General features: G+C 73.7%; 12 protein-coding genes. 5 read left to right on the top strand and 7 right to left on the bottom strand.

Annotated elements, in window-relative coordinates; all coding sequences use genetic code 11:
• Positions 1-387: a VOC family protein gene (locus ACXNSR_RS37280; protein WP_458639765.1), complete on the top strand. Its 387-nt coding sequence runs from the start codon at positions 1-3 to the stop codon at positions 385-387.
• Positions 388-633: 246 nt separating this feature from the next.
• Entirely contained in the window at positions 634-1,011 is a 378-nt protein-coding gene (locus tag ACXNSR_RS37275) for a hypothetical protein (RefSeq protein WP_458639764.1), read from the top strand.
• Positions 1,012-1,013: 2 nt separating this feature from the next.
• On the opposite strand, the gene ACXNSR_RS37270 is transcribed toward ACXNSR_RS37275, so the two are convergent.
• Entirely contained in the window at positions 1,014-1,361 is a 348-nt protein-coding gene (locus ACXNSR_RS37270; RefSeq protein ID WP_389802436.1) for a hypothetical protein, read from the bottom strand.
• A 196-nt stretch (positions 1,362-1,557) separates the two neighbouring features.
• Here ACXNSR_RS37270 and ACXNSR_RS37265 point away from each other — a divergent pair, with 196 nt between their 5' ends.
• The gene (locus tag ACXNSR_RS37265; RefSeq protein ID WP_458639763.1) at positions 1,558-2,493 is read left to right on the top strand and encodes a sigma-70 family RNA polymerase sigma factor; all 936 of its coding nucleotides are present in this window, start codon (positions 1,558-1,560) and stop codon (positions 2,491-2,493) included.
• Positions 2,494-2,538: 45 nt separating this feature from the next.
• On the opposite strand, the gene ACXNSR_RS37260 is transcribed toward ACXNSR_RS37265, so the two are convergent.
• Entirely contained in the window at positions 2,539-3,270 is a 732-nt protein-coding gene (locus tag ACXNSR_RS37260; RefSeq protein WP_458639762.1) for a FadR/GntR family transcriptional regulator, read from the bottom strand.
• 131 nt (positions 3,271-3,401) lie between these two features.
• Between ACXNSR_RS37260 and ACXNSR_RS37255 the strand changes: the two genes are divergently transcribed.
• Both ACXNSR_RS37255 and ACXNSR_RS37250 read left to right on the top strand, forming a co-directional pair.
• Entirely contained in the window at positions 3,402-3,923 is a 522-nt protein-coding gene (locus ACXNSR_RS37255) for a gluconokinase (RefSeq protein ID WP_458639761.1), read from the top strand.
• A gap of 12 nt (positions 3,924-3,935) precedes the next feature.
• Positions 3,936-5,333, top strand: a complete 1,398-nt coding sequence (locus ACXNSR_RS37250) for a GntT/GntP/DsdX family permease (protein ID WP_458639760.1) — start codon at positions 3,936-3,938, stop codon at positions 5,331-5,333.
• Here the strand turns inward: ACXNSR_RS37250 and ACXNSR_RS37245 are convergent.
• From ACXNSR_RS37245 to ACXNSR_RS37225, 5 genes are all read right to left on the bottom strand, one after another.
• A complete protein-coding gene (locus ACXNSR_RS37245; protein ID WP_458639759.1) occupies positions 5,319-6,275 on the bottom strand; it encodes a hypothetical protein in 957 nt (318 codons plus the stop codon). The two genes, ACXNSR_RS37250 and ACXNSR_RS37245, sit on opposite strands and share 15 nt — an antisense overlap.
• A gap of 118 nt (positions 6,276-6,393) precedes the next feature.
• The gene (locus tag ACXNSR_RS37240) at positions 6,394-7,920 is read right to left on the bottom strand and encodes a cytochrome P450 (protein WP_458639758.1); all 1,527 of its coding nucleotides are present in this window, start codon (positions 7,918-7,920) and stop codon (positions 6,394-6,396) included.
• A gap of 90 nt (positions 7,921-8,010) precedes the next feature.
• Complete coding sequence (locus ACXNSR_RS37235; protein ID WP_458639757.1) at positions 8,011-8,520, bottom strand: protein-tyrosine phosphatase family protein; 510 nt, start codon at positions 8,518-8,520, stop codon at positions 8,011-8,013.
• A 55-nt stretch (positions 8,521-8,575) separates the two neighbouring features.
• Positions 8,576-9,367 (bottom strand): serine hydrolase domain-containing protein, encoded by a 792-nt coding sequence (locus ACXNSR_RS37230; protein ID WP_458639756.1) that lies wholly within the window; start codon positions 9,365-9,367, stop codon positions 8,576-8,578.
• A gap of 141 nt (positions 9,368-9,508) precedes the next feature.
• Entirely contained in the window at positions 9,509-13,117 is a 3,609-nt protein-coding gene (locus ACXNSR_RS37225; RefSeq protein ID WP_458639755.1) for a S8 family serine peptidase, read from the bottom strand.
• Between the last annotated feature and the right edge of the window lie 44 nt (positions 13,118-13,161).

Below are 13,161 nucleotides of genomic sequence, written 5' to 3'. Positions count from 1 at the left end.
ATGGACATCAAACTGGAACTCGTCGCCGTCCCCGTCACCGACGTGGACCGGGCCAAGGCCTTCTACGAGAAGCTCGGCTTCAACGCCGACCACGACGTCACCGTCAGCGAGGACATCCGCTTCGTCCAGCTGACCCCGCCGGGCTCGGCCTGCTCGATCGCGATCGGCAAGGGGCTGACCCGGATGACCCCCGGGTCGCTGGACAACATGCAGGTCGTCGTCACCGACATCGAGGAGGCGTACGAGGACCTGCGCGGCCGGGGGGTGGAGGTGACGGAGATCCAGGACCTGCCGTGGGGCTCCTTCGTCTACTTCTCCGACCCCGACGGCAACGGCTGGGCGGTCCAGCAGACCACGCCCCGCAAGTCGCTGGGCGGCGCCGCCTGATCCCTCCCGCCGGGGACGCCGATGGGACGTTCCGCCGAGGGCAGGGCGCGGCGACACGCCGGACGGCCTGCTGCGCGCCGGGGCCCTGCGGTACGGGCCGCGGAGCGCGCCGATGCACGGCGGGGACCCGCGTCACGTACGCGCACCCGAACCGGCGCGTGGACCGGACGGCCGCCGGGTTCCGCCCGAGTTCGTCGCCACCGTGTTCGCGCTGATGCGCGCCGGCGCGGCCCCGTGCTCTGCCCGATGACGCACCGCGCGTCGGAGGTGTCCCACCTGGTGCGGGTCGGCCAGGCCTTCGACCTCACGGCGACGGCCTCGGACATCGCCGCCCGAGGGCCCTTCCTGCGGCGGGTGTTCACCTTCGGGGCGCCGGGCGGAGCGTCCCCGTACGGGGGCTTCACCGTCGACGCGGTGGGCTGCCAGGGGAGCCGACGGGGCAACGCCCACCTGCACTGGCACATCGCGGCGCTGCCGCCCGGGGTTCCGTACGAGCGCCAGCAGTTCCACTCCCTGATGACCGAGAACGGCGTGCTGTCGCCGTCGCCCGCCGAACAGGCCGCCACGGCCGGGCTCCTGCGCGCGGCAGTCGCCGCGCGCGGAGTCCTCGATGCGCCGCGGTGAGGTCAGGCCTCCACGGCGGCGTGGTGGTGGTCGAGCTCCCACGCGTGGTGCTTGAACTCGTGGCGGAAGTCGGCGTGGTCCTCCCACTGGCGGGCGATGCCGCGCAGCACGTCCCAGTTGTGCTCCACCGACTGGTCGATGACGCGGCGCATAGCGGGCTCGGCCGATTCCCTCTTCTCGATGAGGCCCTTGATGGCGGAGGCCTCCAGGACGGAGTTGCGCAGGGCACGCAGGGCGCGGGAGGTGTCGTCCATGGCGAAGCCGTGTTCGCTGCCGGTCGCCTCGTCGAACAGCGGGGTGAGCCGCGCCTCGATGAATGCGGTGATCCGCTCGAAGTGCTGCACGTCCATCGGGGGCTCCCTCTCCTGCCGGTACACGCTGTGCATCCGGCGTCTCCACTCGCTCCTGCTGTTCGGGGGTCATTATCCAGCAGTCGGCGGGCCGGGCCGGTCCCGGCCGGGGACGGCTCCAACTCCCCCTCACCAGGACACTTTTCCGCGTGATCTATTTTGGTGATCGGGTGCGCGCGATCGATACGGGGGACCGGTGGACGAGAATTCATGGCTGACGGAACGCTTCGAAGAGCACCGCTCCCATCTGAGAGCGGTGTCCTACCGCATGCTCGGCTCGCTCGCCGAGGCCGATGACGCCGTCCAGGAAGCCTGGCTGCGTCTCGACCGGTCCGATGTCAGCGGTGTCGAGAACCTCGGCGGCTGGCTGACGACGGTCGTCTCGCGCGTCTGCCTGAACATGCTGCGCTCGCGCGAGTCCCGGCGCGAGGAGTCCATGGAGGCGTACCCCTCCGCCCCCGCCCTCGGTCGCACCGCCACCGTCGAACCCGTCGACCCCGAGCAGGAAGCCCTGCTGGCCGACTCGGTCGGGCTGGCCCTGCTGGTGGTGCTCGACCAGCTGGCACCGGCCGAGCGGCTCGCGTTCGTGCTGCACGACCTGTTCGCCGTTCCCTTCGACGAGATCGCCCCGCTGATCGAGAAGTCCCCGGCGGCGACCCGGCAGCTCGCCAGCCGGGCCCGCCGCCGGGTCAAGGGGGCCCCGGTGGTGCCGGAGGCCGATCTGACCCGCCAGCGCCGCGTGGTGGACGCCTTCCTCGCCGCCACCCGCGGCGGGAACTTCGACGCGCTCGTCGCCCTGCTCCACCCCGACGTGGTGCTCCGCGCCGACAAGGCCGTCGTCCCCAGCCCCGCACCGATCCTCGTCCGCGGCGCCGTCACCGTCGCCACGGGCGCGATGGCCGCCGTGCAGCGGGCCCGGTCCACGGCGCCGGCGCTGGTCGACGGAGTGGTCGGCCTGGCGATGGCCCCGCTGGGGCGCCTGTCCCTGGTGCTCGGATTCACGATCGAGGACGGCCTGATCACCGAGATCGACATCGTGGCGGAACCGGAACACCTCGGCGCGCTCGAGATCGCCGCGCTCGATGTCCGAGGGCCGGGCGCCGGGCACCCGGAAGCGGCCCTGGGGAACTGACGGTTCCCGTGCCGCGGCCGCCTCTCGCGGGCCGCGGCACGGTGCTCAGGGCGCGAGTACGTCCAGTTCCTCCAGCGCGCCCACGGCGATCCGGCGGGTCAGCGCCTCGGCGCGCGCCGCGTCGCCCTCGCGCACCGCCTCGGCTACCTGGACGTGCAGGGTGACGGCGGCGGGGTCGGGATCGTGGAACATCACCTCGTGCTCGGTGCGTCCGGTCAGGACCTCGGCGACGACGTCCCCGAGGCGGGCGAACATCTCGTTGCCGGAGGCGTTCAGCACCACGCGGTGGAAGGCGATGTCGTGCCGCAGGTAGCCCTCCAGCTGGTGGCCGCGCGAGGTACGGACCATGCCGAGAGCCGCCTCGGTGAGCTCGGCGCACTGCTCCGGTGTGGCGAGCGTCGCGGCGAGTCCGGCCGCGACCGGCTCGATCGCGGAGCGCAGCACGGTGAGGGACCGCAGCTGCCGGGGCCGGTCGGGGCCGGCCAGGCGCCAGCGGATCACGCGCGGGTCGTAGACGTTCCACTCGTCGGTGGGGCGCACGGTGACGCCGACCCGGCGGCGGGACTCGACCAGGTGCATCGACTCGAGGACGCGGACGACCTCCCGTACGACGGTGCGGGAGGCGTCGAAGCGTTCGGCGATCTCGTCGGTGCGCAGGACGCTGCCCGGAAGGTACTCCCCCGCCGTGATCGCGAGGCCGAGGGTGTCCAGTACGTGGGCGTGGAGCCCGTGCCCCTGTCCGGGACCTGCTTCGCCGGGACTGCCTTCGGTGGTCATGGCGTAAGCGTACGGTGACGCCTCCGGCGGCAAAAGATGTGATGTTTCTGACCTGAGGCTTGAATACGTCGTACTTAATACGCTTCAGTGGTGCCACACGAACCGATGTCGACGAGGACAGCGAGGTAGACGTGAGCACCCAGCGCGTCATTGTGGTGATGGGCGTGTCCGGCACGGGCAAGACGACCGTGGGGCAACTGCTCGCCGAGGCGCTCGGCATCCCGTACGCGGAGGGCGACGCCTTCCATTCGGCGGCCAACGTCGCCAAGATGGCGGCCGGCATCCCGCTGGACGACGCGGACCGGTGGCCGTGGCTCGACGCCATCGGCGAGTGGATCCGCAACCGCGCCGGCCTGCGCGGCGGTGTGATCGCCGCCTCCTGCCTCAAGCGCGCCTACCGCGACCGGCTGCGCGCCGCGGCTCCCGGGGCCGTCTTCGTCCACCTCTCCGGTGAGCGCTCACTGATCGAGAAGCGCATGGCGGAGCGCAAGGGCCACTTCATGCCCACCACCCTGCTGGACTCGCAGTTCGCGACGCTGGAGCCGCTGCAGGACGACGAACTCGGCGTCGTCGTCGACGTGTCCGGGTCCCCGGAGGACATCACCGAGCGCGCGCTGGCCGCTCTGCGCCGACTGCCCGCACAAGAGAACTGAGGAATCCCCACCGTGACCGGTCTCAACGTCGAGACTCTGGCAGCGGCCGCCACCGGACCGATCACCTCGGCCGGGAACACCCAGCTGGGGATAGCCGTCCTGGCGGGCATAGCCGTCATCGTCCTGCTCATCACCCGATTGAAGTTGCACGCCTTCCTGGCCCTGACGGTCGGCTCGCTTGCCCTCGGAGTCTTCGCGGGCGCCCCCTTGGCCAAGACGATCGCCAGCTTCACCGCCGGGCTCGGCGCCACGGTCGCGGGCGTCGGCGTACTGATCGCACTCGGCGCGATCCTCGGCAAGCTGCTCGCCGACTCGGGCGGCGCGGACGAGATCGTGGACACGATCCTCGCCCGCGCCAAGGGCCGGGCGATGCCCTGGGCGATGGTGCTGATCGCCTCGGTGATCGGGCTGCCGCTCTTCTTCGAGGTCGGCATCGTGCTGCTGATCCCGGTGGTCCTGCTGGTCGCCAAGCGGGGGAACTACTCGCTTATGCGGATCGGCATCCCGGCGCTGGCCGGCCTGTCGGTGATGCACGGGCTGGTCCCGCCGCACCCCGGACCCCTCGTCGCCATCGACGCGCTCCACGCGAACCTCGGGGTCACCCTGGGGCTCGGGGTGCTCGTGGCGGTCCCGACCGTGATCATCGCCGGGCCGCTGTTCTCCCGCTACGCGGCGCGGTGGGTGGACATCCCGGCGCCGGAGCACATGATCACGGCGCGGCCCTCGGCCGAGCTGGAGCACCGCCCGCGCTTCGGGGCCACGGTCTTCACCGTGCTGCTCCCGGTGGTTCTGATGCTCGTCAAGGCTCTCGTCGACATCGTGGTCGACGACCCCGCGAGCCCCGTGCAGCGGGTGACCGATGTCGCGGGCTCCCCGATGATCGCGCTGCTCGCGGCCGTCCTGGTGGGCATGTTCACGCTCGGCCGGGCGGCCGGCTTCACCCGGACGCGGATCTCCGCCACGGTGGACAGGTCCCTGGCCCCGATCGCGGGCATCCTGCTGATCGTGGGCGCCGGCGGGGGCTTCAAGCAGACGCTGATCGACGTCGGCGTGGGCCAGATGATCCTGGACGTGTCCAAGGACTGGGCCGTACCGACCCTGTTGCTGGCCTGGCTGATCGCCGTGGCCATCCGCCTGGCCACCGGCTCGGCGACGGTGGCCACCATTTCGGCCGCCGGGCTGGTGGCCCCGCTCGCGACGGACATGTCCACCACCGGGACCGCACTGCTGGTCCTCGCCATCGGGGCCGGCTCGCTGTTCTTCAGCCATGTCAACGACGCCGGCTTCTGGCTGGTCAAGGAGTACTTCGGGATGACCGTGGGGCAGACCCTGAAGACCTGGTCGGTGATGGAGACCATCATCTCGGTGGTCGGCCTGGGCCTCGTGCTGCTGCTGTCACTGGTCCTGTAGCTGGGCCGCGGCGAGCGCGAACCCGCCGGCCGCCGTGGCGCAGCGCGCAGCGAGCCTGGTGACCTCGGCCCGCAGGGCCTCGGTCTCCGGACCGTGCCAGTCCCGCGTCCCGGCAACCCCGTAGAGCCGGAAGGCGTGCGTACGCAGTGCGGCGGCGCGGCCGCTCAGGCCGCCGTCCGGTGGCAGCGGCGCCGGCCGGGGCGGCCGGTTCGTGACCCGGCGGCGGGCCGGGCCGCGGGTGGGGGCGGTCCCCGTCACGGCCCCCGTCGCGGCCGGCCCTTCGGGCAGACCCGTACCCGGGTCGCAGAAGGCCCAGAAGGCGGCGCCCAGCCCGAGGGCCGGTTCGGCGGTCTCGGCCCGGCCGGTGGCGACCTGCCAGCCGGCGTGGTCGTTGAAGGGGTTCGCGTCGGTCAGTGCGTGCCAGGCGAGGATGTCGGCGAAGGACGGGGCCAGCAGCGCGAAGGCGTGCTCGGCGCCGCGCTCGCGCATGACGGCGCGGAACAGCCGGACGGCCTCGCCCTGGCGGCCCGCCCCGACGGCGCCCAGGACCGCGGCCGCGTCCGGATCGTCGAACAGCTCGGGACGGCCCGCGCTCGCGGCCCGGATCCGGGCCTTCAGCCCGCAGACGGCGATGCTGATCGCAAGGCTCTCCCGGCCCGCCAGGATGCCGGCGAGCCGCCCGGCCCGGGCCACGCCCCGGCCGCGCGGGGCCCAGCCGAGGCCCGACGGGTCGGTCAGCGTACGCAGCAGGGTGCGCCAGCCGAGCCGGGTACGGCCGCCCCGCGCGAGGGCGGCCGCGGGCAGCCGTACCCCGAAGGCCAGGCCGGAGGCGTAACGGGCGGCCTCGCCGACCGCGTCGGCGGCCTCGGCGAGGGCGCGGCACGGGGCGTCGAGCAGGTCGATGTCCGGGGCGGTGGACGCGGAGGTCGCGGCGTCGGGCATGTGATCCTCGTGGGGTTCGGCTGGGGCTCGGGGACGGACGGGGTCGGACGGCGTCGGACCGGGTCGGACGGCGTCGGGCTCGAACGGGGACCGGAACCGGGGCGGGTGCCGGACGCCCTCAGCGGCGGGTGAGCGTGAGCCGGATGCCACGCGGGTCGAGCATCGCGGGCAGCGGCCCCACCGGGTCCAGCACCGGCCGGGTGCCCGCGACCCGATGGCCGCGCAGCACCTCGGCGCAGAGCGCGGCGGTGGCCATCAGACCGAGCTGGTCGCCCGGGCAGCGGCCGCCGCCGTGGCCGAAGGGCGCCATCCGGATGTCCTGGTCCGCGCCCGGATTCTTCCACCGGCCGGGTACGAACACGTGCGCGGCCGGTACCCGTTCGGGGTCGCGCTGATGGAACGCGGCGGGCACCAGCACCGAGGTGCCGGCCGGGTAGCGCACGCCCCGCCACTCGGTCTCGGCGCGGGTGACGCGGATCAGGTCGGGCACCACCGGGTACAGCCGCAGGGACTCCCGGACGCAGGCCCGCAGCCGGGGCAGCTCGCCCCGGTGCGCGTCGGCGGCGACTTCGGCCGCGGCCTCGGCCACGGCCAGGTCCTGTTCCGCGGGGTGCGCCCCGAGCAGGAGCAGGGTGCGCAGCAGCGTGTCCGGGACGGCGTCCATGGCCAGCAGCCAGTGCTGGGCCTGACCGACGGGGTCGAGGGTTCCGGCCGGGCCGGCGTGGCGGGCGGCCCGCCCGACGAGGGTGGCCTCGTCGGCGAGGGCGGCGTACTCGGCGATGCGGGCGCGGGCCCTGTCGTGCACGGAACGGGCGGCGCGCACCCGGCCGCCGCGCGAGCCGCGCTCCTCCGCGCGCAGGTGGGTGAGCCATCCGCTCAGCTGCTCGTCCGCGGCTGCCGCGTCGCCGAGCACGATCCGCCGGGCGGCGCGGTGCACGGCGTACCGGGCGCGGGCGAGGTCGAGGGGGACGGCGGCGGTCCCCGGGCCGGAACCGGTCAGGTGCCGGGCCTCCTCGGCGAGGGCCGCGAGGAAGGGCCCGTGGGAGGGGTGCACGGGCCGGCCCGAGGCCAGCACCTCGGCGCCGGCCTCGCGTCGCTCCGCGGCGAACTCGCCGCGGGAGCACGCGGAATCGCCGGAGTCGGCGGTGTCCGCCGACTCGACGGGATTCCCGGGGTTCGGGCCCCGGCACTTGTCCGGCGTCGCCGCCGCGAGGACGCCGACGGGCTCGGCGTAGAAGCGGCGCAGGTCCTGCGGGTCGAGGAGGACGAGGACGGTCCGCCCGGAGCGGGTGCGGACCAGGGCGGGTGCGTCCCCGCGCCGTGCGCGCAGGGCCCGCAGCACGGCGGCGGAGGTGTGCACCTCGCCGGGGCGGGGCCGGGTCAGGCCCCGCAGCAGGACGCCGAAGCCGGCGAGGGCCGCCCGGGCCGCGGTTTCCGGGGCCGGGGCCGCGTACCGCGACGACTGCCCCCCGGACGTGCGCCGTCCGGGGGCTTGCGCGACCGGTCCCTGCAGGGCGGGCCCGCGGTCCGCGAGCGGCGCCCCACCGCGGGGGGAGCGGCCCGCCCGCTCGGGGCGGCGCCGGGCGGCGAGGGCCCGTACCCGGGCTCGGAGCCCGTCGAGGGCGGCCCCTTGGACCGTACGCATCCGTGTACCTCCGTGGCGGGTGCGGCAACGCTCGGCGACAACGGCATCACCGTACGTCCCACCTGCGCACTCCGCGCCCCGAGGACCACTTCAGGGGTCCAGCCCGACCAGCAGCGCCGCGACGTCGAGTCCGGCGGTGAGGTAGGAGGTGAAGGCCTCGTTGTTCAGGGCCCACGGCGAGCGGCCGCGGCGCACACGGGCGATGGCCCCCTCCGGTGTCAGTCCCCGGCCGACGAGGCACTGGGCGACGACGAGGCCCGACCTGTTGTAGCCCGAGTGGCAGCGGACCAGTGTGGTCAGGCCCGAGTCCAGGGCGAGTCCCGCGGTACGGGCGAGGCGCTGGACGGTGTGGAGCTGGTCGCTGGTCAGCTCGGCGTCCGGGATCTCCACCACGACGTGCTCGGCGCGATGTCCCGGGCCGTGCCCGGTCCGGGTGAAGAGGCTGATGACGAGGTCGAACTCCTCCCCCACGACGACCGGCCGCAGCTCACCGGCCGGGTCGGTCCAGTAGTGGCCGCCCATCCACAGGCCCGGTGCGATCTCGTCCCACGGGGAAGCCGGCCCGGGTACGTCCCGGTCGCGTCGGCGGGTCTTCTTCATCTTGTCGGTGCCTCCTGGGGGACGGCCGGCCTCCAGGATCGCACGCAACAGGCCTTCATTCAGGGGCAGTTGACGCGAAGGCCGCCTCACGGAAGGCGTGGCGCGGGGCACCCGGACCGGCGGTCGGCAGGAGGACGGCCCAGCGGTGGTGGCGCGGGGAGACCCACAGGGCCGGGCCACCGTCCTGCGGGGCGTGGTGGGTCCAGACCCCGTGCGGGGCGGGGTCCCAGAGCAGGCCGCGGGCCGGGGTGAGTTCACCGGTGCGGATCCGGAGCGACTCGGTGGTCCAGGCCCGGCTGATGCCCGCCGGGGCCACCGGGTCGCCCGGGTCCACCGGATCTCCCGGGGCCACCGGGTCCCCCGGATCCAGGAGGTGGCGCAGGAAGCGGACGACGTCGGCGAGGGGCGCGCGGAGGGTGCCGTCGGTGAAACGGGTGCCGGTCATGCCCAGGGGGTGCCAGACCCGGGCGGCCGCGAGGTCGGCGAGCGGGCTGCCGGAGAGCTGCTCGGCGAGGCGCGTGAGGTGGGTGAGGGCAGCGGTCCCGCCCGGATGGGTGAGGAGATGGTGGGCGGTGGTCCCGGCGGGGACGCCCTCGGCTGCCGTGTCCCCGTAGGCGGCGAGCGGCGTGTGCAGCCGCATCGCGCCCTCGTCGACGAGGCTGCCGATGACCGGCCAGAGTGCGAGGACGCCGCTGAGGCCGTCCACGTCGAGGGCGGCGTCTGCGGGGTGCCCGCCGTCCGAACCGGCCTGGAGGCCCTCGGGTCCGCCGACGGCCCACACCGCCCCGGGGTCGGCGGACTCCACGAGGGCCCGGACGGCGGTGGCCTGGTCGCACAGGGGGGTCATGGTCGCCCACGTTAACGAGCCGGGCTGCGGCCTCCCGGCAGGCCGCCGCGAAGTCCGCGCTCCCGCCACCCGAATGCCCCGCGGCAGCAGGAAGGGGCGGGGCGCACGCGGGCACCCCGCCCCCGTGTCCTGCCGGCCGGACTAGCTCTTGTCGGGGCGGTCGGTCACCCGCAGGGTGTTCAGCAGGGGCTTGCCGAATCCGCTGTGCGTGACGAAGCGGACGTTGAGGACCCCGTCCGTGACCGTGACCGTGTACGTACGGGTCAGGGCCTTGTAGGTGCCCGCCTCCAGGGAGATGTCCAGGGAGGGCAGGACCTGCGTGCCCTCGGCCAGGACGTCGAAGACGCGCTTGTTGGGCTTGGTGGAGGAGAGCTCCGCGAAGCCGAGCTCCACCGTGTAGGTACCGTTCGGTACGTTGTCGAAGCGGTACTCGTACATGCCTTCACGGGCGTTGCGGAACAGCCGCTGCTCGTCCGTGCCGGCGATGGTGCGGCCGGTGGCCTCCACAGTGCTGTTGCCCTGGTATCCGTAGGAGCCGGGCGTGTACTTGCGGTCCGGGGACCAGGAGTCGCCCAGGCCGTCGGTGCTGGTGTAGCCGGATCCCGCGTCCAGGCCGACCTGGTAGCGCGGGACGACGACCTTGACCGGGACGGAGAGCACCGGGGTCCGGCCGCTCGCCGAGGTGATCTTCAGGTCGGCGGTGAGGACCGCGCCCGGGGTCAGTCCGGTGGTGTCCACCGAAAGGGTGAGCGGGACCTTCGCTCCGGTCGCGAGGGTGCCGGTCGCCGGTGTGGCGGTCAGCCAGGTCGCGTCCTCGGACACCGTGAACTCCGTGCCGAGGCCCGGGTTGGTCAGCTCCAGGGTCCGGGTCCGCTGCTGGTTCGCCGGGAGGACGACCTCCAGGGACGGCTTGGAGGCCGTCACCTTGCCGGTGCGCAGCGACTGCGTCACCGCCGTGACGTCGGCGGCCTTGACGTCCACCGTCGCCGTGGCCGACTCGTACTGCGGCGCCGCAAGCGAGACGGCCCGCGCGCCCGACGGGCTCTGGACGACGTATCCGCCGTCCGCCGCCGTGGTCGCCGACACCGCCGTGTCACCCGTGCCGACGGTCACCGTGGCGCCCGCGACGCCGTTTCCGTCGTTGGCGTCGAGCACCCGGCCCGCGACCACGCCGCTCTTGGTGGTCCGGAAGGCGATGGAGAGTCCGTCCGTGATGACCGCGGTGTTGAAGGAGTACTTGAAGGCGTCGGTGCCGGCCGCGTTCTCCACGCCGACCGTGGCCGTGGAGCCGCCCTTGATGCCGGTGCCGCCGGTCCCCTTGTAGGAGTAGGAGACGGTGCCGTCCTCGCCGATGGTGGCCGAGAAGGAGAACTTGTCGGCCTGCGCCGACCAGTGGGACACCTGGCGCCACTCGATCACGTAGCTGCGGTGCGGGGCGGTGCCGGTGACGCCGGTGAAGACGCCGGAGCCGCTGCCCGGGGCGCCGACGACGAGGTCGTCCCAGAACGGGTACAGGGCCGCGTTGGGCGTGGCCGTGCTCGGGATGTCCCCGTTGATGTCGCCGGTGTTGTTGCCGCCGAAGCTGACGGTGCCGTTGGTGCCGATCCAGGCCTGGCCGTACGTCTTGCCGTACAGGGGCAGCGGGAAGGGCAGGTCGACGCGCTCGGTGGTGTTGTCACCGGTGAGCGCGAGCTGGCGGGTGCCCTCGGCGTACGGGCGGTCGCCGGCGGCGGCGCAGGCGTAGCCGTAGCCGTCGGTGCGTTCGGGCAGGTTCACCGCGACGGTGGCGTCGCCGGCGACGGTGACCTTGGCCGTGCCGCCGGTGACGCAGCGGGAGGCGTGGGTGGCGTTCACGTCGTACGTGCCGTGCGGCAGGGTGACCTCGAAGCGGCCCTGGGCGTCGGTGGTCGCGGTCACCGGGGTGTCCGCGATGGTGACGGACGCGCCGGCGGCGGGTCCGGCGGCCGAGGAGACGGTGCCGGTGAGCTTGCCGGAGGCCGCCTGGGTGAGGGTGAAGTCGCCGGTGGCGGTGGCGTTCTCGGTGACCGTGGCCGTACCGGTCTGCTGCCCGTAGCCGAACTTGGCGGCGGTCAGGGCGTAGTCGCCGACCGAGAGGGAGGTGAAGCGGTAGGTGCCGTCGGCCCCGGTGGTGGTCGTACGGTCGATCGGGCCGTCGGCGGTGATCTTCACGCCCGCGACGGGCTGGCCACCGGCGCGTACGGTGCCGCCGAGGGAGCCGATGGCGCCGCGCGGGGCGGCGTTCACGGCGGCGAGGACGTCGAGACGACCCTCACCGAAGACGTTGTTGTCGGCGGCGTTGCCGCCGCACTGGCTGCTGTCGGTGTCCAGGGCGGTGCCGTCCAGGAGCGACTCGGTCTGCGCGATGTCGCCCTCCAGGGCGGGTGCGGCGGACCAGAGCAGGGCGACGGCGGCCGCGGTGTGCGGCGAGGCCATCGAGGTGCCGGAGAAGGCCTCGTACCCGCCGCCGGGGACGGAGGAGCGGACGTTCACGCCGGGGGCGGCGATGTTCGGCTTGACGATGCCGCCGGGGCCCGCGCCGCGCGAGGAGAAGGACGCGATGGCGTTGTTGATGTCGAAGGCGCCGGAGCTGTAGGAGCTGGCGTAGTCGCCGGGCGAGCCGGCGGTGTTGCAGCTCGGGCCGGCGTTCCCGTTGGAGAAGGCCGGGAAGATGCCGGCCGCCCGCCAGGTGTCGACGATCTGCTGGTACCAGGTGTCGCCGCCGCTCCCGCCCCAGGAGTTGTTGACGATGTGCGGGGCGAGGTCGGGGCGCGGGTTCTGCCCGTTGAGGTCGGTCGGGGCGACGATCCACTGGCCCGAGGCGAGGAGGGAGGCCTCGGAGCAGGAGTTCGACTCGCAGCCCTTGGCCGCGATCCACTTGGCGCCGGGGGCCACGCCGATCTTGTTGGCGCCGCCGTCGTCGCCGACCATCGTGCCCATGGTGTGGGTGCCGTGGTCGTTGTTGTCGCAGGGGGCCGCGGTCGTGCACACGCCCGCCGGGTCGAACCAGTTGTAGGCGTGGTCGTAGGTGCCGTCCGCCTTCTTGCCGCGGTACTGGTTGTTCACGGCCGGGTGGGTGTAGTCCACGCCGCTGTCGATGTTGGCGACGACGATGCCCTCGCCGCGCACCCCGGCCTGGTCCCAGACCTGCGGGGCCTTGATCCGGTCGATGTTCCACTCGATGGCGTCGGCGACGGCCTGCTCCCGCTTGCCCGCGGTGGGCTTGGGGAGGTCGACCTTGTCGTCGGCGTCGATCCGGGCGACCTCGGGGCGCTGGGCGAGGGTACCGGCGAGCTTCTGGCTGCCGACGACGCGCACGGCGTTCACGATCCAGTACGAGGTGTAGTCGGCGCCGGCGCCCTGCAAGGCCTTGATGACGTCGGCCTGGCTGCGCGCGGCGTGGTCCTTCTTGATCCGCAGAACCGTTTCGGCCTTGGCGGCGCGGGTCTGCTGCTTCCCCGCGGCGGTGAGGTCGGCGGCGCTGTCGAGGTAGACCCAGAAGGCGGCCTTGGCGGACTCGTCGAGCTGGGTGCGGAGCTTGGGTTCGATCTTGCGCTCGGCCGCCGTCGGTGCGCCGGGGCCGGGGTCCGGCGCGGCCGCGGCGACGCCCGCGCCGATCGGCAGGAGCAGGACCGAGGTGAGGGCGGCGAGCGCCGTGCGTAAGGACCGTGCGGGCCTGACCGGCCTTGTGGGCCGTAAGGCCCGTGAGGGCCGGTTGTCGCGTTGGGCCACGTGTTGTCTCCTCGTACGCCGTGTGCGGGATGTGCGGGAAGGGT

Source organism: Streptomyces sp. NC-S4, from assembly GCF_054353315.1.
The sequence above is the reverse complement of the archived record's forward strand: the minus strand, read 5'-3'. Positions and strand labels throughout refer to the sequence as shown.

Coding starts and splice junctions, on each gene's coding strand:
- ACXNSR_RS37280 (WP_458639765.1), top strand. CDS start 1: ATGGACATCAAACTGGAACTCGTCGCCGTCCCCGTCACCGACGTGGAC.
- ACXNSR_RS37245 (WP_458639759.1), bottom strand. CDS start 6,275: ATGCCCGACGCCGCGACCTCCGCGTCCACCGCCCCGGACATCGACCTG.
- ACXNSR_RS37275 (WP_458639764.1), top strand. CDS start 634: ATGACGCACCGCGCGTCGGAGGTGTCCCACCTGGTGCGGGTCGGCCAG.
- ACXNSR_RS37270 (WP_389802436.1), bottom strand. CDS start 1,361: ATGGACGTGCAGCACTTCGAGCGGATCACCGCATTCATCGAGGCGCGG.
- ACXNSR_RS37235 (WP_458639757.1), bottom strand. CDS start 8,520: ATGAAGAAGACCCGCCGACGCGACCGGGACGTACCCGGGCCGGCTTCC.
- ACXNSR_RS37230 (WP_458639756.1), bottom strand. CDS start 9,367: ATGACCCCCCTGTGCGACCAGGCCACCGCCGTCCGGGCCCTCGTGGAG.
- ACXNSR_RS37240 (WP_458639758.1), bottom strand. CDS start 7,920: ATGCGTACGGTCCAAGGGGCCGCCCTCGACGGGCTCCGAGCCCGGGTA.
- ACXNSR_RS37260 (WP_458639762.1), bottom strand. CDS start 3,270: ATGACCACCGAAGGCAGTCCCGGCGAAGCAGGTCCCGGACAGGGGCAC.